Source organism: Rummeliibacillus sp. JY-2-4R (assembly GCF_053847205.1).
Genome location: NZ_CM132623.1, coordinates 3,642,121 through 3,667,915, shown reverse-complemented (window position 1 = coordinate 3,667,915; position 25,795 = coordinate 3,642,121). Strand labels below are relative to the sequence as shown.

Sequence of the window (25,795 nt, the reverse complement as noted above, 5' to 3'; positions counted from 1 at the left end):
GATTTTGTGTTAAAAGAATTTTATGTTGATCTACATATTCATATTGGCCGAACATGGAAAGGGAAACCTGTGAAAATAACAGGTAGCAAAACGTTAACACTCGAAAATATTTTACACACAGCAACAATGAAGAAGGGCTTAGATATTGTAGGAATCATTGATTGCCATTCTCCTGAAGTACTAGATGAAATGGAAAATCTGATAAAGGATAATAAGTTAGTAGAGCAAGAAGGAGGAGGACTACGCTATCAAGATACAACACTTATACCAGGAGTAGAAATAGAAGTGAATGACGAGCATTGTTTGGGGCCTTTGCATGTGCTTGCTTTTTTTAGTACATGGCAGAAGATGAAAGAATTTTCTACCTGGATGCAGCAATATGTGACGAATATTCAATTGAGTACACAGAGAATTGCATGTGATGCGGTAACGTTGCAACATAAGGTTCATTCCCTAGGTGGCTTATTTATACCCGCTCATGTATTCACACCTTTCAAAAGTGCCTATGGTAAAGGTGTGAAAAAGAGCCTTGCAGAAGTATTTGATATGGATCAAATCGATGCCATTGAACTTGGACTTAGCTCTGATGCAGATATGGTAAAGGGGATTAGTGAATTAGCGAAGTATACATTTGTCACTAATTCAGATGCACACTCGCTTGGTAAAATGGCACGTGAATATCAAAAAATTCGAATGCTCAACCCTTCTTTTGAGGAACTTGGCAAAGCCTTAAGAGAGGAGGATGGACGAGCAATTGTAGCAAATTACGGTCTTAATCCTCTGTTAGGAAAGTATCACGAAACTGCTTGTGCTAATTGTGGATTTCAAACAACGGAAATTCCTTGTCCAAATTGCGGTGGAAAGCATCTCGTAAAGGGTGTCGCAAAACGAATTGAAGAATTAACGGATACAGATCAAGTGCTACGTAAACGTCCACCATATATTCATCAAGTTCCATTAGATTTCATACCGGGAATTGGAAAGAAAACAATGGAAAAATTACTACTAAGTCTTGGGACAGAAATGGCCATATTACATGAAGTGAATGTAGAAGATTTAGAAAAAGTTGTACCAGAAAAAATAGCTGCATTAATTGATAAAGGAAGAAATGGCAAACTCACACTATCTAGCGGTGGTGGCGGTGCATACGGGAAAATTAAACAAGAATAAGGAAAAGGGGATTCCTGTTTTTTTAGGAATCCCCTTTTTAAATCGTTATTCTTGTCTTGCAAGATCAGTTATATTTTCAAAGAAAGCTTCTCGATCAACATCATATATTAGATGAACAGGTCTCCCCGAATCTGAAGTTTCAGTCTTTCCTTGGCTCGGCCCGTTTGTATGAACGATACTCTTGATTGTTTTTCGTTTTACTAACTCAGGGTCAAAGACAGACATAGTTGTTAATACATCCCATAGAAAATAAGTTGAATTTGTTTGGAAATGTAACAATGGGGGAACCATTGCATAACATTGACCCAAAAACTCAATGCCCATATCTTGTCGATTTCTTGCCCAGTATGATCTGATATCTGTAGTTAATGGAACCTTATTAGTGCTTTCAAGTGCTACCAGATCAATTTCGATAGAAGATCCCCACACACGTGCAACGGCCTCTGGATCCCAAAAGGCATTCCACTCCGCTGTACCGTCATGTTCTGGTTCTTCTACATTTCCTTTATCTAAAAATGTTCCGCCCATCCAAATAAGCTTGTCAATTTTCTCCTCAATATCAGGAGCAAAGTCCAATGCTCTAGCTAAATCCGTTAATGGGCCAGTAAATAGGAGAGTTACTTTTTCCGTACTTTCCCTTAATACATCTACTAAATGAAGATGAGCTGGTCTTTCAACTATCATCGGCTTAGTGATATCAAATTCATTTAATACTGGCAATGCATCAACATAGAAGGCATGCATTCGCCACTCTTTCGGGAATGGATTTTTTCCCTTTGAATTGGATGGTGCCACTTCAACCGTAATCCCATGACCGAAACGATTGATAATCTTTTCACTTGCAAATAGTGCAGGCTCTAAATAACAATCAGCTGGAATTACACCAACGCCTACTAAATCAATTTCTTCCATTTGCAATAATAAAAACAGTGATATTAAGTCATCTACTCCACCATCATGGTTCAAATACACTTTCTTAGACATATCAATCACCTCACCTGTCATTTATTTTGTTACAACTTAATGCTACCAAAAACCAATAGTATTTTCCATTTTAAATCTATCTTTTTATAATTGAAAAATGACTTAATATAATAAGCACTTTTATGGGAGGTTTTTGCCATATGAATAAAATAACTAAGCGTCTAATAATTCTCCTTTGCATATTCATTTTTTTAAAATTTGGAGCATCTATCATACGTTTGATAATTACTTTACTAATGTACAAATTTATTTTTATTTTTGTAATGGTGCTTGCTGTTTTTTTATTGCTATATAAAATATTTATATCCAATAAAAAGTAGGAGGACAAGACTAGTGTTGCATATTTTTTCAAAGAAATTATGGTACCTTAATTTATAAAGAAATTTTTTCTTTAAAAGTAATTCGAGGTGGATAATTTAAAAAAGTAGCAATGGTTTTGAGCATGTTGATGATGGTTTCTATGATCGTCGTAAGTTTTACAATTCCAACAACTGCCGATGCGAAAGCTGGAAATAAATTTACAGATACTAACAAAATGTGTTGATGGTGATACAGCTTATTTTAAAAAGGCAGGATATTCACGATTCCTATATGTGGATACACCAGAATCAACCTATAAAATTGAACCGTATGGGAAAACTGCTTCTAAATACACATGCAGTAAATTAAAAAATGCAAAGAAAATCCAGTCGCAATATGATGGTCCTAAAAAAGATAAATACGGTCGTACACTTGTATGGGTTTTTGTTGATGGGAAATTACTACAAGAATCTTTAGTGAAAAAAGGCTATGTAGAAAAGTCCTATGATTATGGAACATATTCCTGTTAAAGCAAACTAATAGCTCTACAAGAAAAAGCGAAAAAGAGCAAAGTAGGCCTGTGGAGCAGTAAAAAAGTAACTACTCATAAAACCACTACAAAGAAAACAAATTTTAAAAATTGTACAGAATTAAGAAAGTACTATCCAAATGGCGTATCTAAATCTCCTCCTGCATACCAAGCGAAAATGGACAGGGACAAAGACGGATACGCATGTGAAAGATAATAAATAAAAGTGGAGGCGGCTAGTTCAGACCCGAAAATCATTGGAAGGCCCGAATCGAAAGCGTCTTTTGCTTTCGACCGAGGGACTGAAATGACTCGAGGGTCTAGCCGCCGGAGCTGGATAAAGATAAAAGCGTAACGCGCCCGTTTAGACCCGACAAGCGGAGGCGGCTCGTTTAAGGAAGATAGCCTGAGGGAGCAGCGTCTTGTTAGCCTTGAGATCAATCGAATGATTGGTCTCTTTTTTTAGTTATGAATGTTTATTAAGTGAAAAAAGTAAGTGGGAAAATATACATGCGAGTAATAGATATATATAACTTTAGATACATTGAGATTACTACTGTATTATTGCAAAATAGTATACATGGGTTATTTGGCGAACCTTGTCAAATTAACCTATATTTTTTGAAAAAAAGGGTATGTGGATATACAATGTTAGTAGAATAGGCTCGAAAAATATCTTAATTTATACCATTTTCTACTAGATTTAGTCAGTTTATTGTGTTTTTGTAGAATGAAAAGTCTATTTCCTTGTAGTTCAATAATATGAAATTTAAAGGGTTGATTTGTAAGTAGGAGGTACTTTCATGCCGGAACCGGTAAGAAAAGGTCATAGATACATAAGTGGTTTGGACGGACTAAGAGCGTTATCGGTATTAGCGGTTATTTTATACCATCTACATGTAAAAGGCATTGTAGGTGGGCATCTAGGTGTTAGCGTTTTCTTTGTATTGTCAGGTTATTTAATTACAGATTTATTAATACATGAATGGGAAAAGAGTGGCACCATTGGTCTGAAAATCTTTTGGATTAAAAGAATTAGAAGATTGATCCCAGCTCTATTCATTATGTTAGTTTTAGTAGGATTTTGGATTATTCTTTTCCAACGCTCTTTTTTAGTTGGAATTCGATCAGAAATAGTAGCAGCTGCTGTTTATATTAGTAACTGGTTCTACATCGCTGCAGATCATTCGTATTTTACGAAGTTTCAAGCTCCATCACCACTGCAACATATGTGGTCCCTAGCGGTAGAAGAGCAATTTTATATCATATGGCCAGTTGTCATACTCATTTCTTTCCGATTTGTTCGCCAAAAAGAAAAATTTGCCTTAGGGATTTTAGGTGTAGCACTTATATCAGCTATCATGATGGCAGTCATGTATACACCGGGTGAAGACCCTAGTCGTATTTACTATGGAACAGATACACGTGCATTTTCTATTTTAATCGGAGCAGCTTTGGCGTGTGTTTGGCCTAGCAGAAAACTGAAAGCCAATATAACAGACGGTGCAAAGCAATTATTAAATGGTGCTGGTGCTGTTAGTTTCGTTATTCTTCTTGTCATGTTTATATTCATGCATGAAGAGGGACCGTTTTTATATTATGGGGGAATGTTTCTCGCATCAATTGTGACAGCGATATTAATTGCGACAATTGTGCATCCTGCGAGTAGAGTAGGTGATGCATTTAGCTTAAAACCGTTATTATGGATTGGTGTACGTTCATATGGGATTTATATTTGGCATTTTCCATTTGTCGTATTGATGGGAGCGGGAATTGAAGGTGTAGAAGTACCATTTTGGAAGACGGCTCTTATCATTGTGTTAACGCTTCTATTTGCAGAACTTTCTTGGCGATTTATCGAAGTGCCCGTTCGTCAAGGTCAATGGAAAATATGGTTTTATAAATTTAAAACACATGAGTGGTCTTGGAACTGGAAAGAATGGGCGCTTCCTTATCGAATTGGATCTAGCTTAGTTGGGTGTATAATCATCATATTTGTCATGGGAATGATTATTCCACCACCACAAAGCGATACAGGTAGCCTAGCGTTGGAACAACATTTAAAAGACGAGCAGAAAAAACTAAATGAAGCGAAGACATCTAACCCACAGAACGAAGAGAAAAAGATAACTGCAAGTTCTAATAAGGTTGAAAAAGAAAATGAGTCATCAAATACGAAAAATAACTCGAATAATGTAACTAACGATAAAGAGGAGAAAGTAGCAGCTCAAGCGGCTCAATTAAAAACAAAGCAAATTGATATTAAACCAATGGAAGTACCCGCTTCTATTAGCGTAACCGCAATTGGTGATTCCGTAATGTTGAGTGCAGCTACAGCTTTAAAAAAACAAATACCTCAAATTATTGTTGATGCAAAAGTTGGGCGTCAAGTATATGAGACACCAACTATTGTGGAAAAGTTAAAAAGTGAAGGCAAATTAGGTAAAGTGGTTGTATTAGGGTTAGGATCTAATGGAGACTTTAGTCAGTCGCAACTAAATGAGTTATTAAAGACAATAGGCAATGAACGTCATATTTATTTGGTAAATACGCGCGTTCCTAGAAATTGGCAAGAAAATGTTAACCGTAAAATAAAAAATGCTGTAAAACAACATCCAAATGTAAAACTTATTGATTGGTATACTGTGACAGAAGGACAGTATGACTTGTTCTATGATGATCATATTCATCCAAATCAAGCTGGTGGAGAGTATTACACAGCGTTAATTAGCAGTAAAATTGCTAAAGGTGAGAAATAATAAAGGTGCTATAAAGTCAATGATGAGAAGACTTTATAGCACCTTTTATTTTTATTCTACATGTTCATATAAGTTGACACTTTCAATATAGTTGACAAACCTTCGTAAATCTCGTTCTTGTTCACGATTAATCTCACCAGCTTCATACATTCGATGAATTTCTGCACGTTCAGTTTCTGTTATAACTGAGCGTAATTCATCCTTTAATTCCTCTTGTTTGTTTGTACTTACTGTGATGGGCGTTCTCATTTGCTCAAGAGCTCTTTCGTATTCAAATGCAACTATATAGTAGATATCGGGAGTAGAAGATAATTGTCCTTGCTCCCTTAAATAGGTTAGAGCTTGTTTATATGCATTCTTTCGAATTTCTTGTTTCATACGAATATAGGAGATGAATTGCTCCTTATCGAGATGGTATTTTTTACGTTTGATTTTCCACTCATGTAAAATCTTATAGAAAATATAAGCAAAACCTTTTCGCATATTATTCTGAATAACACGTTTTCTTTCCATAAATGTAGTGGTCAACCCAATATACATATCTTCATCCAAATGGCTCCCATCATGCAGTTCTTTTACATATTGCTCTTCAATCGCCAGTGCCTTTAACCGGATTGTTGTCACTTCACTTTGATGGCCAGGTTCAAATGTTTTTACAGCATGACTTTCTAGCTGGACTTGACGGAACATTTGTTGATATTCTCCAATCAGTTGATATGCTACAAATCTATTATCATCATTCATCTCCCGGTGAATTTGCTTAATCGAAGCTAATAAAATTTTCTTTTTCGCATTATTAAAATTTAACTGTTCATCGGATTCTGTTCCCTTTTCATTTGTTTCAATTAGTAAAGGAAGGAAAATAGTTGCAACAATTAATGTAAATAAAATAATTGCAGAAGCCAAAAATAGAATCAGGGATCGTTCAGGGAATACTTCACCATGGTCTGTAATAAGAGGAAGTGACAAAACACCAGCCATTGTTACGGCACCCCGTACACCTGTTAAGCTACTAAGTAAACTTGTTTTTAAAGAAGGTTTTTCATCACGACCTTTTTTGTATTCATAAATGGCAGTGAAGTAAGACCAAACAAATCGTATACCTAATATCACAACACCAATTGCAATAGCATAGGCCATAAGCTTCCAGTTATTAATACTAGTGTTTTTTATGGATTCTTTCATTGTGGATGGGATATTTAGCCCAAGCAATAAAAAGACAATGCCATTTAAGATGAATAAAACGATGGACCAGGTATTTTCAGTGAGTAATTGTTCCTCTGCTAATACTGTCTCTGTTTTATCTTTGACTAAGGCTTGTGCAATTCCAGCAACAACAACAGCGATTACCCCTGAAGCATGGAATAGATCTTCTGCTACTAAGTAGACGATAAAAGGGGTTAATAAGTGTAAGAGCGTATGGAATATAACATCACGGATTCCTGCTCTTCTTAAAGAAAATCGAATTTGAGTTATTATGGTTCCAACGATTAAACCTGAAATAGCACCTACGATAAAGGTATAAGAGAAATCAAGAAATGCCTCTTTAATCGAGAAGTAACCAGTAACTACTGCAGCTACGGCATATTTAAATGCCACAAGACCAGATGCGTCATTGATTAACGATTCTCCTCGAACGACATTTAAAATTTTCTCAGGTATTTGAATACGTGTTGCAATACCATTTACTGCGACGGGATCAGTTGGAGAAAGAATAGCAGCTAGTGCAAACGCAGCAGCTATTGGAATTGAAGGGATTAACCAATGGATAAAATAACCACCAGCTAATGTAGTAATCAATACTAAAAAAATGGCGTTTCCTAAAATGGGCATACGCATATTCCACAGTTCGTCTCGAGGAAAATTGCGACCATCATTATATAAAAGTGGCGCTACAAATAATAATAAAAACCATCCTGTTTCTAATTCTAAAGTAACGTCCTTAAATGAAAGTGCAATAATTATTCCTAAAGCAATTTGAATAAGAGCTGTTGGAATAGAAGGTATGTAGTGGCTTATAATATTAGATAGTAGTAAACATCCGATTAACAATAATACAATCATCAATAAATCCATAACATCATCCTCACATCAATTAAAATGGAACCTTCCTTCTAAAAAATAATAAGATATCGAAATTTTTTCTACAAATAATATACCCCAAACTTAGAAAAATTGACGAAGTTGTTACTAGATTTAACAATATAGTTGAATTATTATGAGCGATGTGACCAAAATCATGACATCTATTCCGCTAGAAGTTTATACTAAATAAGACAAAAGCCTAAATTGTTTGTGATGATGAAGGAGATGAGCAACTTGAAAACAGTTGTTGTAGTTGGTGGAGGCATTACAGGTCTTTGCACCATGCACTATTTACAAAAACTAAAAAGAGAAAAAAACATAGATATCCAACTTATACTTGTCGAAAAAAATGAGTTTCTAGGTGGGAAAATCCACTCGGTATATGATAATGGCTTCATCATGGAAACAGGCGCAGATTCTATAGTAGCAAGACATAAGAGTGTAATGCCACTTGTTGAAGAGTTAGGAATTGGAGAAGATTTAGTTTATAACGGGACAGGTATCTCTTATATATATACGAATAATACCCTGCATGCTATACCAACAGATAGTGTTTTTGGTATTCCGACAACAATCGAATCATTGAATAGTAGTACACTTGTTTCAATGGAAGGAAAACAACGAGCATTAAAAGACTTAGACCTACCGAATGACCGCTTCACAAAGGAGAGTTCAATAGGAGATTTTCTGGAATATTTCTTTGGAAAGGAATTAGTCGAAAAACAAATTGCCCCTGTACTTTCTGGTGTTTACTCAGGAGACTTATATAAATTAACAATGGCATCTACATTACCATATTTACTTGATTATAAAGAGCAATATGGCAGTATTATTAAAGGCTTCGGTGCAAACTTAGCGCAATTCCAAAACTCAGCTGACAAAAAATTTATTTCTTTTGAAAATGGCCTATCCCAATTAATTGATCGTTTAGAAGAAACATTAACCGATGTAAAAATTATAAAGGGTGTTATTACAACCAATATTGTAAAGCAAAATCATCAATACATTTGCTCATTTGAAGGACAAGATGATATTACTTGTGATGTTGTAGTACTATCTACACCACATGCTGTAACCAGTAAAATTTTAAATGACCAAGAAATAACTCAACAATTGGATGCTATTAAAAACGCTTCAATTATCACAGTTTATGTTGGTTTTAATATCCCTGATAAGCAATTACCAGCTGACGGTACAGGTTTTATTGTATCTAAAAATAGTGATGTAAATTGTAATGCCTGCACGTGGACAAGCCGTAAATGGAAACATACATCTAAATCAGGAAATTTACTTGTTCGTATGTTCTATAAAAGTACAAATCCGATTTTTAAGGAATTACTAAATAAAAACGAAGAAGAATTAACAGCTATTGCATTAGAAGATATTAAGAAATCACTAAAAATAGAGGGCGAGCCAGCTGCAGTTAATGTCACAAAATGGAATGATTTAATGCCGGTTTATGGTATGGGGCATGCAGCAATCGTAGATTCTTTAAACAATCAATTAGAAGAAAAGTATCCTAATGTCATTTTAGCAGGTTGTTCCTATTATGGTGTAGGGATTGGGAACTGTATTCAAAATGGGCAAGATACAGCTAAAAAAATTGCCAATCTATTATGATGAAATTGCAAAAACAAGAGGGCGAGAAAGGGGATAAATCATTTATATGATAAGAAAATTAGTACTCATATTTGGTATACTATTTCTCTTAATTGGACTGATATTATCTCTTCAAAAACCAATCATGACCTACCTTGTCGCCAATATGTCAAAAGAGGCTATTCAAAATCCAAAAGTTGAACAGCCAACAGTTTCTCCTGATTCAACTTTTGATTTTACAAAAGTGAAAAATGTACAATTACGAGATGTACTAGCTGCACAGACAGAAAAGAAAAACGTAAAACCAATCGGCGCCATTAGTGTACCTGATGTTCAAATGCAGTTACCAATTGTTTATGGTATTTCGAATGTTAATTTAACAATCGGAGCGGGAACAATGAAAAGAGATCAAATCATGGGCAAAGGTAACTACGCTTTAGCTGCTCATAATATGAATGATAACAAAACACTATTCAGTCCTTTAGCAGAAGCAAAAAAGGGCATGAACGTTTATATAACGGATTTCAAAAACGTTTATGAATATAAGATATCTGATATTTTCATTGTAGAACCAACTCAAGTAGAAGTAATTGATGACAAGGCCAACCAAAAACTTATAACACTCGTTACTTGTAATAATGATGGATCAAAACGAGTGATTATTCGTGGCGCACTTCTTAAGACATTTGCATACTCAGATAATTCATCTTTTTTTAAGATAAGCTAACAAAATATAATCAAATTGTTCAATTGATGGAATCTGCTTTTCTATTCTAGAAAGGCAGGTTTTTTATTTTTAAAATAAGTAATATATGTCATTTTTTCGAATTGTCTTGACGCAAATGAAAGAAAGGAGTATGATTCTTTTAATTATTCTAAAAAATTAAATAGTAATTCTTATCAAGAGAAGCCGAGGGACTGGCCCGAAGAAGCTTCAGCAACCAGCCGAAAGAATTGGTCAGGTGCTAATTCCAGTGGAGTAATCCTGTAGATAAGAAGGAGCAAAACACTAGAAAACACAACCTTCTTATTTTGATGTAAGAAGGTTTTTTATATTTAAAAAAGTTGCCAACCAGAATAGAAAGGGTGTTTATATGGGACTTTTAGAGAAACTTCAATCGCAAGTATTAACAGCTGATGGAGCAATGGGAACGTTATTATATTCATATGGAATTGACTACTGTTATGAGGAACTAAATATAAAAAAGCCAGAAATCATTGAAAATATACATCAACAATATATCGATGCTGGAGCAGATATCATTCAAACTAATACTTATACAGCGAATGCAATCAAACTTGAACGATATGGATTGGAAAACTCAGTAAGAGTATTAAATGAAAGTGCTATTCAAATTGCTAAAAAAGTTGCTTCAAAACAGGGGCAGTTTGTATTAGGTACAATTGGCGGCATTCGCGGTGTGCGTAAAAGTGATGCGACATTAGATGAAATCATTCAATCATTAGATGAACAAGCAGGATATTTACTAGCAGGGGATCCAGACGGTCTTTTACTAGAAACGTATTATGATTTTGAAGAGCTTACGGCTGCGGTGAAACACTTACGTAAAATAACGAATATTCCGATTATCTCACAAGTATCTATGCATGAACCGGGCATTTTGCAAAATGGATTAACCTTAAATGATGCGCTACATCAGTTAGAAGCAATTGGTGCAGATATTGTGGGTGTCAATTGTCGCCTAGGTCCTCATCATACAATTCAAGCGTTCGAAGATGTTGAACTCCCATCAAGTGCATTTCTCTCTGCCTATCCTAATGCAAGTTTACTAGATGTTGAGGATGGCAAAGTCGTATATGAATCCGAATCAGATTACTTTGGTCGTTCTGCAATATTATTACGTGATCAAGGGGTACGACTAATTGGGGGATGCTGTGGAACAACTCCTAAGCATATTGAGGCTGTAAAAAAACGTCTTGCAGATTTACCACCAATCCAACATAAAGTGGTCCATAAAAAAGAAGCTATTAAGATAAAGGAAGCTGCAAAAAGTAGCTATGAACCTTTACATGAAAAAGTTAAAAGAGAACGTTCTATAATTGTTGAATTAGATACACCAAGACATTTGGATGTTGACAAATTTATAGAAGGTTCAAAAGCTTTATATGAGGCTGGAGCTGATGCGGTAACAATGGCAGATAATTCTCTTGCTTCACCTCGTATCAGTAATATGGCAATGGGCTCTATCTTAAAATTAAATCACGATGTACGTCCGCTGGCTCACATTACTTGTCGTGATCGAAACTTAATCGGTTTACAATCACATTTAATGGGTTTAAACGCTCTAGGTATTCATGATATTTTAGCAATCACTGGAGATCCGACAAAAGTAGGGGATTTCCCAGGTGCATCTAGTGTGTATGATGTTTCTAGTCTTGAACTTCTACAGCTAATCAAAAATTTAAACGAGGGAATATCCTTTTCAGGTAAGCCATTGCGAAAAAAGGCAAATTTCTCGGTAGCCTCAGCGTTTAATCCAAATGTCCGGGTAGTAGAACGTGCTGTAGGTCGTTTAGAAAAGAAAATAGAAGCAGGGGCAGATTATTTTATCACGCAGCCTGTTTATAGTAAGGAAAAAATTATTGAAGTCTATGAAGCAACAAAGCATTTAGATACACCAATCTTCATTGGTATTATGCCACTGACTAGCATACGAAATTCAGAGTTTTTACATCATGAGGTACCAGGAATTAAGCTTTCAGAAGGTGTATTAGAACGGATGAGAGCAACTGGAGAAGACAAAGAAGCTGCTCAAGCAGAAGGAATTGCAATTGCGAAAGAATTAATCGATACAGCAGCTGAATTGTTCAATGGTATTTATTTAATCACACCATTCATGCGATATGAGATGTCAATTGAATTAATGAATTATATTCATGAATTAGATCACAGAAGAGAGGAAGAAAGCAACTATGTCAAAGCATCCTATTGAGGAACGGTTAGAAAATCATATATTAGTGCTAGACGGTGCTATGGGGACAATGTTACAAAATGCAAATTTGACAGCTGATGATTTTGGCGGTGAAGCGTTTGAAGGGTGTAATGAATATTTAAACATTACACGTCCAGATGTTGTAGAATCGATTCACCGTGCTTATCTTGAAGCAGGTTCAGATGTAATCAGTACAAATACTTTCGGTGGCACACCTGTTGTTTTAAATGAATATAATCTTGGATCTCGTGCAGAAGAGATCAACAAAAAGGCAGTAGAAATAGCAAAAAAGGTTGCAAGTGAATACTCAACTAAAGAATGGCCTCGTTTTGTAGCTGGTGCAATGGGGCCAACTACTAAGACGTTATCTGTTACAGGTGGCATTACTTTTGATGAATTGAAACATGACTTTTATGTACAGGCAAAAGGCTTAATTGAAGGCGGAGCCGATGTATTATTGTTGGAAACAAGTCAAGATATGCTTAATGTCAAAGCGGGAACACTTGGCATTAAACAAGCATTCGATGAATTACATATCACAATCCCAGTAATGATTTCGGGAACCATTGAACCAATGGGAACGACGCTTGCTGGTCAAGGAATCGAAGCGTTCTATATTTCGATTGAACATATTAAACCACTTTCTGTTGGCTTAAACTGTGCAACAGGACCGGAATTTATGACAGACCATCTACGTACACTATCTGAAATTGCAACAAGTTATATTAGTTGTTATCCAAATGCAGGTTTACCTGATGAAGAGGGTCATTATCATGAAACACCTGAATCCTTATCCAAAAAACTAGCAGGTTTTGCTGATAAAGGATGGTTGAATTTTGTAGGTGGATGTTGTGGTACCACTCCTGCTCATATCCGTGCAATACGAGAAGTAGTAAAGAACCGCAAACCACGTAAAAAACCAAGTCAGGAGCATGGCCATGTTGTTTCTGGAATTGATTCTTTAATTTACGACGATTCAATGCGTCCTTTGTTTGTAGGAGAACGAACGAATGTTATTGGTTCACGTAAATTTAAACGCCTTATAGTTGAAGAAAAGTATGAAGAAGCTGCAGAAATTGCTCGTGCTCAAGTGAAAAACGGAGCCCATGTAATTGATATTTGTTTAGCGAACCCTGACCGCGATGAGTTACAGGATATGAGAAGCTTTATGCAAGAGGTAGTAAAAAAGGTGAAAGTACCTCTTGTCATTGACTCAACTGATGACAAAGTAATTGAGGAAGCTTTGAAATATTCACAAGGTAAAGCAATTATCAACTCGATTAACCTTGAAGATGGTGAAGATCGTTTTGAAGCGGTTCTACCAATTGTAAAAAAATATGGTGCATCTGTTGTTGTCGGAACAATTGACGAGAAAGGGATGGCAGTAGATCGAAATCGTAAGTTAGAAATTGCGAAACGCTCTTATGATTTACTTGTAGATAAATGGGGACTTGCACCAGAAGATATCATTTTTGACCCACTAGTATTCCCGGTTGGAACAGGTGATGAACAGTATATCGGTTCAGCTGTCGAAACAATCGAGGGAATTCGTTTAATCAAAGAGAATTTACCAAGAGCTTTGACTATTTTAGGAGTAAGTAACGTTTCATTTGGTTTACCTCCAGTAGGACGCGAAGTATTAAATGCTGTATATCTATATAACTGTACACAAGCTGGTCTCGACTATGCCATTGTCAATACAGAAAAGCTTGAGCGTTATGCTTCTATTCCGGAAAATGAAATTAAATTAGCGAATGATCTATTGTTTGAAACAAACGATCAAACATTAGCAGATTTTACTGATTTTTATCGTGATAAAAAGAAAGAAAAAACAGAAGCTGATATTCCAAAAACGGTTCCAGAACGTTTGTCTTATTATATTTTGGAGGGTACAAAGGAAGGGCTTATTCCAGATTTACAAGCTGCATTAGGGTTATACGATACACCTCTTGATATTATTAATGGTCCTTTGATGGCCGGTATGGCTACAGTAGGTAAGCTCTTCAATGAAAATCAACTAATCGTTGCAGAAGTTTTGCAATCGGCAGGTGTTATGAAGGCCGCGGTATCCTTCCTTGAAGATTTTATGGAGAAAAATGAAGATGATACAGGGAAAGGAAAGGTAGTCCTAGCCACCGTAAAAGGGGATGTTCATGACATCGGTAAAAACCTTGTTGACATTATTTTAAGTAATAATGGCTACAAAGTCATTGACCTAGGTATTAAAGTGGCTCCGCAAGACTTAATAGAAGCAATCCGAAAAGAAAAGCCAGATATCATTGGTTTATCAGGTTTATTGGTAAAATCAGCACAACAAATGGTGATCACAGCACAAGATTTTAAAGAAGCACAAATTGATACACCGATCCTAGTTGGCGGCGCCGCCTTATCTCGGAAATTCACCGATACGAAGATTGCTGCTGAATATGATGGTCCTGTGTTTTATGCAAAGGACGCAATGCAAGGACTAGAACTTGCCAACCGTCTGCAAAGTGAGGATAAAGAAAATCTCTTACATGAATTACATGAGTCTCAAGAAAAGCGATTAGCGCAAGAAGCTAGAAGAAGTGAAAGAACAGCAGTAGCGGTTGCACCAAGACCTGTAAAAACTGTTCGCTCAGATGTGCCTGTCTTTGTACCACAGGATTTAAATAGACACGTGATGAAGGATTATTCTGTTGCGCATCTTCAACCTTATGTCAATATGAGGACGTTGATTGGTCATCATCTAGGGTTAAAAGGATATAATGATGAGATGCTTGCAAAAGGCGATGAACGAGCAGTTCAGCTCTATGAATTAGTTACGGGATTCTTGAATGCAAATATTTTAAGTCCTTCAGCTATGTATCAATTCTTCCCAGCACAATCAGATGGAGATGATGTCATCATCTATGATCCAAGTGATGCGAAAACAGTAATAGAACGTTTTACATTCCCACGTCAAAATAAGGAACCGTTTTTATGCCTGGCAGATTTCTTAAAATCAGTCGACAGTGGAGAAATGGATTATGTAGGATTCATGCAAGTAACAGCAGGTCATGGCGTTCGTGAAGCAGCTACTCGCTTTAAAGAACAAGGAAAATTCTTAGAAAGTCATGCACTGCAAGCAACGGCTTTAGAGCTAGCAGAAGGATTTGCAGAACGAATCCACCAAGAAATGCGTGATTTCTGGGGCTTCCCAGACGCAACAGATTTCACGATGCGTGATCGATTTGCAGCAAAATACCAAGGACAACGCTTCTCCTTCGGTTACCCTGCATGTCCAAATTTAGATGATCAAGAAAAGCTATTTAAGCTTATTAAGCCAGAAGATATCGGCGTTCAATTGACAGATGGATTCATGATGTCGCCGGAAGCATCGGTATCTGCAATTGTCTTCGCACATCCGGATGCACGTTATTTTAATGTAGAATAGTAGCTAAAGAAATAGGCACCTTCCAAATCATATATGTTGGAAGGTGCCTCTTTTCACTTGTTAAGACCATTGTTTTCGCATGCTAGCGGAAGGGATATTCAGCTCATCCCGATATTTACTAATGGTTCTTCTTGCAATTTGAATCGCATGTTCTGTATTAAAATAATCAGCAATTTTTTGATCGGAAAATGGTTTTTCCTTGTTTTCTTTTAGGATTAATTGCTGTAATAATGTTTTTACTTTTTCTTGAGAAATCGTAAAACCATTCTTTGTTTCTACCTTTGATGTGAAAAGTGCTTTTAATTCAAATGTACCGATTGGTGTTTGAATATACTTATTGGATGTTGCTCGACTTACTGTTGATTCATGCATCTCAATTTCTTCTGCTACTTCTTTTAATGTGAGGGGAGCTAGTTCAGAGAGCCCTTTTTTAAAAAATGCAAATTGCTTTTTGAGTAATACATGCATAATTTTAATAATAGTATTCCGGCGCTGCTCGATGCTGCTAATAAGCCATTGATAGTTTTTGTGTTGCTGATTTATATATTGCCTTTCTTCACGATTGGTAGTGGGTAACGTTAAGTATTGGTCATTTAATTCGATTTTTGGTAAATAGCGATCGTTAAGGTAAAAATTAAATTCATTTTGATATTCTTCGACTACTATATCGGGGCGTAAATATTCCGTGCAACCAGTTGTCATAAACGAACATGGCTTTGGAGCTAACGATAAAATGAGATCGTTTAATTGTTGAACTTCAGGAATAGAGCATTTCAATTTTTTAGCAATTTGTTTCCATTTCTTTTCAGCAAGTAAAGGTAAATACGCCTGAATTAATTCTTGTAAAATGGGAAACTGAGGATAACGATGTTGGCTTTGTAACAAAAGACATTCTTCAATACTTCTTGCACCCACTCCACTGGGACCAATTTGTTGAAGTAGTGCAATTCCCTTTGTGAGTTCTTCAGATGAATAGTCAGAAATCGAACCCAGTTCCAAATAGCCATGATCAGATAAATTGTTAATAATGTATTTTAATAACCTTATAGTAGAAGTTTCTTTGAAATTTAAGTTGACCATTCGTATCATTTGATCTCTAAAATTTTCCTCTATAGGTCTTACAACATCTGTCGGTTTGTTAGTGGCATTACTTCTTTGAAAAAAAGTTAGCTTTTCAATTTGCTTATTATTGCTGGGTTCGATCAGCTCAATTAATGGGTTTTCTAGTTCTTGCTGACGGATAAATTGTTCTAAATCATCAGTTGAATATTGAAGTAATTCAATTGACTGTCTTAGCTGAGTTGTCATTAAAAGTTTTAATTCTTGCCTTTGTTGCATGAACAGTTCCATTACAAACTCCCCCTTATGTAACGCTCATACCAAAAAACATTTTTAATCTAATAAAGCACAAAAAATCTTCTATATGTATTAAATATTATACTTTATGTGCTTTCTGATTGGAACAGACAAGGAATTTAACCGGCGTGAAAAAAAATTCACTTTCATAGTATTATAATTTTTGAAATTAGCCGCGGTTATAAGCTATTAGGATCGGGTATATGATAGATGTCATATGTCCGTTATGACATCTATGCCTATATAAAATTTGGTTAAGGGCTTATGATAATTTCAGCTACAAAAGTTGGAGGGGATACTTTTGACAGATCGTGAGAAGACAATACAGCTAAGAAAAGCTGTTACACCATATGCAAAATCTGATACGAAAAAAAGTATTATTCAAATTATAAATACAATTTCGCCACTTATCGTATTGTGGATTGCGGCATATATCGTGTTACCGTACACTTTATTAGGATCTATTGCATTAAGTGTGATTGCAGCAGGTTTTGTTGTTCGTACATTTATTATATTCCATGATTGTACACATGGCTCTTTCTTTAAAAACAAAAAAGCCAATGATATTGTGGGTTTATTAACAGGGGTAATTACATTATTTTCATACGAAAAGTGGAAAAAAGAGCATATGATTCATCATGCTTCTAGTTCCAATTTAGATAAACGAGGAATTGGTGACATTTGGGTCATGACAGTGGATGAATATTTGAAGGCATCTAAATGGCAACGTTTCTGCTATAGAACATACCGCAACCCATTTGTCATGTTTGGATTAGGCCCTTTATATTTAGTACTTGTTTCAAGTAGATTTAATCGTAAAGATGCAAAGAAAAAAGAGCGAATGAATACGTATATATCTAATTTGCTAATTGTTGCTGTAGCTACAAGCATTATTCTAGTGACAAATCTACAATCGTTTTTACTCGTTCATGGAGTAACGATGTTCGTAGCAGGGGCCTTAGGAATTTGGCTGTTCTTCATTCAACATACATTTGAAGATTCTTATTTTGAAAATGAAAATGAATGGGATTATGTGAAAGCTGCTGTTGAAGGAAGTTCATATTATAAGTTACCAATTATTTTACAATGGGTAACAGGTAATATTGGTTTCCATCATGTGCATCATTTAGCACCACGAGTTCCAAACTATAAACTTGAGGAAGCACATAAAAAGACGCCGCCATTACAACGTGCCACAACGATTACCATTAAGACAAGTCTACAATCATTACGCTATAAATTATATGACACACCACATAAAACCTTTATTACATTCAAAGAAGTAAAAGGTCTTGTATCAAAAAAGAATTGCGAACCGAAAACTCCGAAGGTTACAGTCGGAAAGGTAAGTTAAAATTGCAGGAGTTATCCTTAAATAAGGATGACTCCTTTTCTATACTTTATAGACCAATTTGTTCATAATATAATGAAAGTACATAATATCGGGTAGAAATTTCAAGGGAAGTGAACAAGATGATAAAAATTGTTATTGCGGAAGACCAAGGAATGTTGTTGGGTGCTTTGAAATCATTGATTAATATGGAAGATGACATGGAGGTTGTTGGAGTCGGTCATAATGGGGTAGATGCACTGAAGCTTGTTAAACAATATAATCCTGATATTGTCATCATGGATATCGAAATGCCTGAGAAAACAGGGTTAGATGCCGCAGAAGAACTAAAAGAGACCGATAGTAAAGTAATCATTTTAACAACCTTTGCGAGACCTGGATATTTTGAACGAGCAAGAAAAGCTGGAGTAAGGGGGTATTTGCTAAAAGATAGCCCTATTGAAGAGTTAGTAAATGCCATTCGAGTAATTATGGATGGACGTAGAATATATGCTCCAGAGCTAATAGATATTGTCTATGAAGAAGAAAGCGAAAACCCTTTAACAGATCGGGAAAGTGAAGTACTTAATCTTGTAGCAAAAGGGAAAACAACAAAAGAAATCGCAAATGAGCTATACCTATCCCCAGGAACAGTACGTAATTATATCTCCACAATCTTAGACAAATTAGACGTCAGCAACCGAATCGAAGCTATCGCAAGATTCAAAGAAAAAGGATGGAACAAATAAGTGCTGAGGGCGCTCGTCCAGCTTTCAACCGAGAGACCGAAGCGACCTCGAGTAGCTAGCGCCCGAAGCCGGATACAAATAAGTGCAGCACGCACCCGTATAAGGAAAACAAAAAACACCGGATTCATTTTGTATAAGTAAAAGCGAATCCGGTGTTTTTTGTATTTATTATGATCTACGTTTTGTTAATCGGCCAACTACAAATCCTGCTGCTAATACTCCGAGGATGGTATTGGTTTTCTTATTGAATACTTGCTTTACAACAAGTTCGATATTTTGTGGGCGTTCTGCTAATCGACGCATAAAGTAGCCATACCAATCTTGTCCAAATGGTACATAGGTGCAGAAGTTATAACCTTCTTTTGCAAGCTCAAGTTGCATATCGCGACGGAAGCCATATAGCATTTGGAATTCGTATTTTTCCTTTGGAATATCATGAGATGCGATAAATTCCTTAATATGATGAATGAGATTATGATCATGTGTTGCGATAGAAGTAAATTTACCATTCAATAAATGATATTCTACTAATTCTATGTAGCTTCTGTCGATATCTTCTTTTGATTGATATGCAACATCACTAGACTCTTTATAAGCACCTTTAACAATACGTAAACGATAGTCTTTGAATTTTCGAATGTCTTCTCTAGCACGGAAGAAATAGGCTTGAATTACGGTACCAATATTGTCATGTTCTTTTGATAATTGTTCAAGTAAATCAAAAGATGGCTGAAGTCTATCATAGTCTTCCATATCAAAGTTGACAAAAATATTGTAGTGATCTGCCAGTTCAATGATTTCTCTTAAATTGTCATAGCAGAATTCATAGTCAATATCCAAGCCCAATTGGGAAGGTTTTAAAGAGATATGCGCATCTACACCTTTTTCGTGGATGGCTTCAATAACAGCTAATATTTGTTCTTTAGCTGTAGTTGCCTCAGGCTTGTTATGAACAAATTCCCCTAAATTGTCGACGGTACATGAAATTCCATGTGAATTTAATTCTTTAATACTTTCGATTACCTCATCGACGTTAGTTCCTGCTACTACACTAGCAGCTCCCATTTTCAATCCATATTTTTTAGCATTGTTATTTAAAAACTGGTTTTCAGATAATGCGATAAAGAAATCTTTAAGTGACATATATCATTTCCCCTTGCTAATGAATTGTTTTTTCTCGATTATAACATAATTAACAGAAAAGTTATTTAATTCATAAACTTTGAAATGGATAGTTTTTATCTATGTTTCGACAATAAATGTTTCATAGATTTATTTCTCATGTTACTATTATTTACCATTAAGTAAGGGAGATATAGGGATAAGTGAGAAATTTCTTTTACAAAAAGGTGAATTTGTTGAATGGACTAATAGTAGGGTATATGATGGAGATGTTAGAAGAGATGTGAGACAACTGCACGATAAGACTTAGTTGTGTCGAAAATTGTTGTTTTTTATGAAAAATGAGTTGCATTAACTTAAATATATATGTAACTTAGTATTGAGGTACAAAATTAATATTATGACACAAAAGGCGTTTTCCCTACATGGAATGGGGAAGACGTCTTTTTGTGTTTCAAATAAAATAACGAGTAATACATTCTATAAGTTTAAAATTTTTCCTTTAGCATCTGCATACGGCTATTAAAAAGAGTAGGATACGATAAAATGCCAAGTAAGATACTAGATATGCTAGCGGTAGTTAATAATACAAACAAAATTAAAAGTTGAAATTGGACAGCTTGTATAGGATCAGCACCTGCTATAATTTGCCCGCTCATCATGCCTGGTAATTGTACTAAGCCAATTGTTTTTTGGCTTTCTATTGTAGGAATCATACTAGCTTTAATTGCATCCAATAATTGTCTATGGATTGCTTGCTTTGGTGTGCCGCCAAGAGACAGTATAAGTTCAGTCTCATCTCGATGGGTCTCAATTTCTGATTGGAATCGATTCAAGAAAAGAATAGATAAGACCATAGAATTTCCAATCGCCATCCCACTAATCGGTATAATATATTGTGCTTTTGCTGGCACAATATCAAAACCAAGTAAAATAGATTGAACAATGACTTCTACTGTAATCATGGTAAGGGCAACCTTCCATGTAATTCCGTGAATTTTTTTACCTTTTTTTCTGGCATTAGCTGAAGCGGCAACAATCATTAACGTAATCATTATCAATATATAAAGAACGTTATTTGATTCAAATACAAATTTTAAAATATAACCAACTGCTAGTAATTGAATAATTGAACGAACAGTAGCAATGATGGTATCCCTTTCCAAACCGAGATGTAGCGTTTTAGAAAGGAGTAATGGAATTAAAACAAATAACAATGTCAAAGAAAGTGTTGCGTAGCTCATTCGTTAACCCCCTCTATGAAGCCTTTTACTATATCCCTGGTTGGACTTGTTAAAAGTGTGCTTTCCCCAGTTTCAATGACTTGTCCATCCATCATGACCCAAGTGTAATGACCAATTCTAATAGCTTGATCTAAATTATGTGTAATCCAAATAATTGTCACTTTATACTTTTGATTGAGTTTCACAATGAGTTCTTCCACTTCCTTGACGGAAGTTCTATCTAATGATGATGTAATTTCGTCTAACAATAAAATATCTGATTTATTGACTAAAGTTCTAGCAATGGAAACACGTTGACGTTGACCACCTGATAAATCAGTAGCGTTTTTATCAAGAAATGATTCATCTAATCCAACATCTTCTAAGTAAGAGATAGCCTCAGAGCGTGTTAGTGATAACTTTTGGAGTGTTTTTGGCAAAGATAGATTAGTGTATACGGTTCCTTTTACCATGGGAGCAGCTTGCAATGCAATTCCAACTCTTCTGCGTAAAGAGACAGGATTAATGGTGGTAATGGGTTTATTGTCTATATAAATTTCACCTGAACTAGGAGAGTTTAATCCATTACATAGTTTTATCAAAGTGGTTTTGCCGGCACCAGATGGACCAACAAGTGTAGTAATTTTACCTGCAGGAAAAGAACCAGTAATATGGTGTAAAATTTTCTGACCTTGAACTTCAAATTCCACATTCTGAAAGTGAATAGCGGGCTGATAAATTGATTTCATTTGATATACTCCTTTCGAAAAAATCCCCCTCACAAATGTACCATAATTTAAAAACCTCACACTTACACGTGAATCTATTTAATAAGTATTTTATAATTCTATTTAAGGGAATAATGGAGGATTTACGATGAAAAAAATATATTGGACTACATTCCAAGAACAAGATTGGACAATTGTTATTGCAGCTACAGAAAATGGCTTATGCTATGTAGGGATATCTTTAGATGAAGTGGAAGCATGGTGTAAGAAGCATTATAGGGATGCTATTTTAATAGAAGATCATGAGAAGACGTCCGTTTACAAAAAACAATATCGGGAATACTTTGCAAAAAAGAGAATGATATTTGATTTCCCATTGGATTTACAAGGTACGGATTTTCAAAAACAAGTATGGCAGGCATTACTTCAAATTCCATTTGGAAAAACAACCTATTACTCAGAAATTGCTAATATGATTAACAATCCAAAAGCCGTAAGAGCAGTGGGCGGTGCAATTGGTGCAAATCCAATTTTAATTGCGGTGCCATGTCATCGTATTATAGGGAAAAACGGTAAACTAACAGGCTTTAGTTCAGGGATTCCATTAAAAAAGGCATTGTTAGATATAGAAAATGTAACATACAAAGATTAACGTTAGTAGATGTGCCAGCTTTATAAGTTGGCTCAAACTCATAAAGGAAAACGATGCTTAATCTACTTCAAGTTAAAACAAAATTTTTCTATAACTATTTCAATATGCTATTTTTACCGCAAATAGTTAAGTAATGGATAGACAAAGTTTAAAAATATTTATTAGACTTTTCAAATTATTTAAAAGCAATCTAACCTTGCTATATCAACAAATTGACCAAAATACTTCCAAGTATCATCGCTTCAATAGGTTCTTAGGTCATATTTATAAAGTAAATAGTGTATACTATGTCTATTAAGACGTTGGAAGAAGGGACTAAGTATGAAATCAAAATATCCAGACGATAGCCTAGCGCTACATACAGATTTATATCAAATTAATATGGCAGAATCCTATTGGGCCGACGGAATACATAATCGAAAAGCAGTGTTTGAATTGTATTTTAGAAAATTACCTTTTGGAAATGGTTATGCTATATTTGCTGGTCTAGAAAGAATGTTGGATTATTTACGCAATTTCCACTTCAGTGAATCTGACTTAGAGTATTTAAGAGAAGAAGTAGGTTATAGTCAGGATTTCATTGATTACTTAGGAAATCTACGTTTTACTGGTAATGTTTATTCAATGATTGAAGGGGAACTTGTTTTTGGTAATGAACCAATTGTTCGAATTGAAGCTCCTTTAGGAGAAGCTCAATTAGTTGAAACTGCACTACTTAATATTGCTAACTATCAAACATTAATAGCAACAAAAGCAAGTCGCATTAAAAATATAGTTAAAGATGATATTACAATGGAATTTGGTACTCGCCGTGCACAAGAAATGGATGCTGCCATTTGGGGAACTAGAGCTTCTATTATTGGTGGATTTGATGCAACAAGTAATGTGAGAGCAGGTAAATTATTTGATATACCAGTTGCCGGCACTCATGCACATTCAATGGTACAAGCATATAAGAGTGATTATGAAGCTTTCCATGCCTATGCACGCCGTCACAAAGACTGTGTTTTCCTTGTGGATACCTATGATACATTAAAATCTGGCGTCCCAACGGCAATTAAAGTGGCAAAAGAATTAGGTGATCAAATTAACTTCCTAGGTATCAGACTAGATAGTGGAGATATTGCCTTCTTATCAAAAGCTGCTCGCAAAATGCTAGATGAAGCAGGTTTCCCAGATGCAAAAATTGTAGCTTCTAATGATTTAGATGAATACACTATTTTAAATTTGCAAGCTCAAGGTGCGAAAGTGGACCAATGGGGAATTGGTACAAAGTTAATTACAGCCTATGATCAACCAGCATTAGGGGCAGTATATAAACTCGTTTCCTTAGAGAATGCGAATGGCAAAATGCAAGATCGTATAAAAATTTCTGCTAATGCCGAAAAAGTGACTACACCAGGATTGAAAAATGTTTATCGCATTATTGATCTAGAAAATGGAAAAGCACAAGGCGACTATATTACGATGGATGATGAAAATCCTGAATCAGAAGAACGCATTAAAATGTTCCATCCTGTTCATACATTTATTTCAAAATTCGTTACAAACTTTACTGCCAAAAATCTCCATACAAAAGTAGTTGAAGCTGGTAAAGTTATTTATGAAAGCCCATCTGTACAAGAGATGAAAGCATATGCACAGGGAAATCTAAACTTACTATGGGATGAGTACAAACGATCATTAAACCCAGAAGAATATCCAGTCGATCTAAGCCAAAAATGTTGGAACAATAAAATGCGTAACATTGAAGAAGTCAAGGAATTTGTTCAAGAAATCGATTCATGAACAGGGGGAGCTATAATGACTTTACAACAACAAATTATAAATGAATTACACGTACTTCCTACAATTGATCCAAAAGAGGAAATCCGAAAATCAGTGGAATTGCTTAAAGACTATGCTAAAAAGCATGCGTTCTTAAAAGGCTTTGTACTTGGGATTTCAGGTGGCCAAGACTCAACTTTAACTGGTAAGCTTGCACAAATTGCTGTAGATGAGTTAAATGAAGAAGCAGGTGAAAATCAATATTCATTTTGGGCAGTCCGCTTACCGTATGGTGAACAAGCAGATGAACAAGATTGCCAAGATGCTATTGATTTTATCAAACCGACTAAAGTATATACAGTTAATATTAAGCCAGCAGTTGATGCGGGTGTACAATCGCTAAAAAATGCAGGAATTGAACTTTCTGATTTTCTAAAGGGAAACGAAAAAGCACGTGAACGTATGAAGGTCCAATATGCAATTGGCGCCCATAATAGTGCAATCGTGTTAGGAACGGACCATGCTGCTGAAGCGATTACAGGCTTCTATACAAAATACGGCGATGGTGGTGCGGACATCACACCAATATTCCGATTAAACAAACGACAAGGGAAGACATTATTAGCTGAACTAGATTGTCCAAAACACCTTTATGAAAAAACACCGACAGCAGATTTAGAAGAAAATCGTCCTTCATTACCAGATGAAGAAGCACTTGGTGTAACTTACAATCAAATCGATGATTATTTAGAAGGCAAAGAAATTGAAGAAGCTGCTCGTAAGAAAATAGAAGAACGTTATATTAACTCAAGACATAAACGTCATTTACCAATCACTATATTTGATGACTTCTGGAAATAATAAAAAGCTGTCCTAAAGTGAATGTTTCAATCACTTTTGGAACAGCTTTTTTAATATTAAGTTAATCGAATGAGATTATATAAAATAAAAGGCTTCCCAGTTTCGAAAACTATTTATGAAATTTACACAATCAAAAAATTTATGCATGAAATTGGTCAAAAAAAGAAATAAGAGTAATAGCATATAAAAACACGACTACTAATCAGGTCGTG

19 protein-coding genes and 1 riboswitch are annotated in these 25,795 nt (G+C 35.3%); of the genes, 13 read left to right on the top strand and 6 right to left on the bottom strand.

Annotation, left to right across the window (positions count from 1 at the left end; all coding sequences use genetic code 11):
- The first annotated feature begins 6 nt into the window (after window positions 1–6).
- Window positions 7–1,170, top strand: coding sequence for an endonuclease Q family protein (locus ACWV26_RS17905; RefSeq protein ID WP_455896032.1), 1,164 nt, complete (start codon window positions 7–9; stop codon window positions 1,168–1,170).
- Window positions 1,171–1,215: 45 nt separating this feature from the next.
- Here ACWV26_RS17905 and ACWV26_RS17900 read toward each other — a convergent pair whose 3' ends face one another.
- Window positions 1,216–2,154 (bottom strand): nucleoside hydrolase, encoded by a 939-nt coding sequence (locus ACWV26_RS17900; RefSeq protein WP_455896031.1) that lies wholly within the window; start codon window positions 2,152–2,154, stop codon window positions 1,216–1,218.
- A gap of 593 nt (window positions 2,155–2,747) precedes the next feature.
- Between ACWV26_RS17900 and ACWV26_RS17895 the strand changes: the two genes are divergently transcribed.
- The 3 genes from ACWV26_RS17895 (at window position 2,748) to ACWV26_RS17885 (ending at window position 5,742) form a co-directional block, all read left to right on the top strand.
- On the top strand, window positions 2,748–2,984 hold the full coding sequence (locus ACWV26_RS17895) for a thermonuclease family protein (RefSeq protein WP_455896030.1): 237 nt from the start codon (window positions 2,748–2,750) through the stop codon (window positions 2,982–2,984).
- A gap of 9 nt (window positions 2,985–2,993) precedes the next feature.
- Window positions 2,994–3,200, top strand: coding sequence for an excalibur calcium-binding domain-containing protein (locus ACWV26_RS17890; protein ID WP_455898295.1), 207 nt, complete (start codon window positions 2,994–2,996; stop codon window positions 3,198–3,200).
- A gap of 586 nt (window positions 3,201–3,786) precedes the next feature.
- Window positions 3,787–5,742 carry an acyltransferase family protein gene (locus ACWV26_RS17885; RefSeq protein ID WP_455896029.1) on the top strand — a complete coding sequence of 652 codons (1,956 nt, stop codon included), beginning with the start codon at window positions 3,787–3,789 and terminating at the stop codon, window positions 5,740–5,742.
- A gap of 51 nt (window positions 5,743–5,793) precedes the next feature.
- Here the strand turns inward: ACWV26_RS17885 and ACWV26_RS17880 are convergent, their stop codons facing one another.
- Complete coding sequence (locus ACWV26_RS17880; RefSeq protein WP_455896028.1) at window positions 5,794–7,818, bottom strand: Na+/H+ antiporter; 2,025 nt, start codon at window positions 7,816–7,818, stop codon at window positions 5,794–5,796.
- Between the two features lie 243 nt (window positions 7,819–8,061).
- Between ACWV26_RS17880 and ACWV26_RS17875 the strand changes: the two genes are divergently transcribed.
- From ACWV26_RS17875 to metH, 4 genes are all read left to right on the top strand, one after another.
- Window positions 8,062–9,447, top strand: coding sequence for a protoporphyrinogen oxidase (locus ACWV26_RS17875; protein ID WP_455896027.1), 1,386 nt, complete (start codon window positions 8,062–8,064; stop codon window positions 9,445–9,447).
- A gap of 46 nt (window positions 9,448–9,493) precedes the next feature.
- Window positions 9,494–10,153 (top strand): class A sortase, encoded by a 660-nt coding sequence (locus tag ACWV26_RS17870; protein ID WP_455896026.1) that lies wholly within the window; start codon window positions 9,494–9,496, stop codon window positions 10,151–10,153.
- Window positions 10,154–10,320: 167 nt separating this feature from the next.
- Window positions 10,321–10,424: riboswitch (SAM riboswitch) on the top strand.
- 96 nt (window positions 10,425–10,520) lie between these two features.
- Window positions 10,521–12,380: a bifunctional homocysteine S-methyltransferase/methylenetetrahydrofolate reductase gene (locus ACWV26_RS17865; RefSeq protein WP_455896025.1), complete on the top strand. Its 1,860-nt coding sequence runs from the start codon at window positions 10,521–10,523 to the stop codon at window positions 12,378–12,380.
- On the top strand, window positions 12,361–15,795 hold the full coding sequence (gene metH, locus ACWV26_RS17860) for a methionine synthase (protein ID WP_455896024.1): 3,435 nt from the start codon (window positions 12,361–12,363) through the stop codon (window positions 15,793–15,795). The genes ACWV26_RS17865 and metH overlap by 20 nt, the downstream gene beginning before the upstream one ends.
- Before the next feature lie 60 nt (window positions 15,796–15,855).
- Here metH and rpoN read toward each other — a convergent pair whose 3' ends face one another.
- Window positions 15,856–17,145 carry an RNA polymerase factor sigma-54 gene (gene rpoN, locus ACWV26_RS17855; protein WP_455896023.1) on the bottom strand — a complete coding sequence of 430 codons (1,290 nt, stop codon included), beginning with the start codon at window positions 17,143–17,145 and terminating at the stop codon, window positions 15,856–15,858.
- Between the two features lie 301 nt (window positions 17,146–17,446).
- Here rpoN and ACWV26_RS17850 point away from each other — a divergent pair, with 301 nt between their 5' ends.
- Complete coding sequence (locus tag ACWV26_RS17850; protein WP_455898294.1) at window positions 17,447–18,505, top strand: fatty acid desaturase; 1,059 nt, start codon at window positions 17,447–17,449, stop codon at window positions 18,503–18,505.
- Between the two features lie 119 nt (window positions 18,506–18,624).
- A complete protein-coding gene (locus tag ACWV26_RS17845) occupies window positions 18,625–19,230 on the top strand; it encodes a response regulator (protein ID WP_455896022.1) in 606 nt (201 codons plus the stop codon).
- 168 nt (window positions 19,231–19,398) lie between these two features.
- Here the strand turns inward: ACWV26_RS17845 and ACWV26_RS17840 are convergent, their stop codons facing one another.
- The 3 genes from ACWV26_RS17840 to ACWV26_RS17830 form a co-directional block, all read right to left on the bottom strand.
- On the bottom strand, window positions 19,399–20,373 hold the full coding sequence (locus ACWV26_RS17840) for a proline dehydrogenase family protein (RefSeq protein ID WP_455896021.1): 975 nt from the start codon (window positions 20,371–20,373) through the stop codon (window positions 19,399–19,401).
- Window positions 20,374–20,840: 467 nt separating this feature from the next.
- Window positions 20,841–21,596, bottom strand: a complete 756-nt coding sequence (locus ACWV26_RS17835; protein WP_455896020.1) for an ABC transporter permease — start codon at window positions 21,594–21,596, stop codon at window positions 20,841–20,843.
- Window positions 21,593–22,324 (bottom strand): ABC transporter ATP-binding protein, encoded by a 732-nt coding sequence (locus tag ACWV26_RS17830; RefSeq protein ID WP_455896019.1) that lies wholly within the window; start codon window positions 22,322–22,324, stop codon window positions 21,593–21,595. Before ACWV26_RS17830 ends, ACWV26_RS17835 begins: the two co-directional genes overlap by 4 nt.
- Window positions 22,325–22,451: 127 nt before the next feature.
- Between ACWV26_RS17830 and ACWV26_RS17825 the strand changes: the two genes are divergently transcribed.
- The 3 genes from ACWV26_RS17825 to nadE all read left to right on the top strand — a co-directional run bounded on the left by ACWV26_RS17825 (window position 22,452) and on the right by nadE (window position 25,583).
- Window positions 22,452–22,955, top strand: a complete 504-nt coding sequence (locus ACWV26_RS17825) for a methylated-DNA--[protein]-cysteine S-methyltransferase (protein ID WP_455896018.1) — start codon at window positions 22,452–22,454, stop codon at window positions 22,953–22,955.
- Window positions 22,956–23,276: 321 nt separating this feature from the next.
- The gene (locus tag ACWV26_RS17820; RefSeq protein WP_455896017.1) at window positions 23,277–24,743 is read left to right on the top strand and encodes a nicotinate phosphoribosyltransferase; all 1,467 of its coding nucleotides are present in this window, start codon (window positions 23,277–23,279) and stop codon (window positions 24,741–24,743) included.
- A gap of 15 nt (window positions 24,744–24,758) precedes the next feature.
- On the top strand, window positions 24,759–25,583 hold the full coding sequence (nadE, locus tag ACWV26_RS17815; protein ID WP_455896016.1) for an ammonia-dependent NAD(+) synthetase: 825 nt from the start codon (window positions 24,759–24,761) through the stop codon (window positions 25,581–25,583).
- Window positions 25,584–25,795 lie beyond the last annotated feature (212 nt).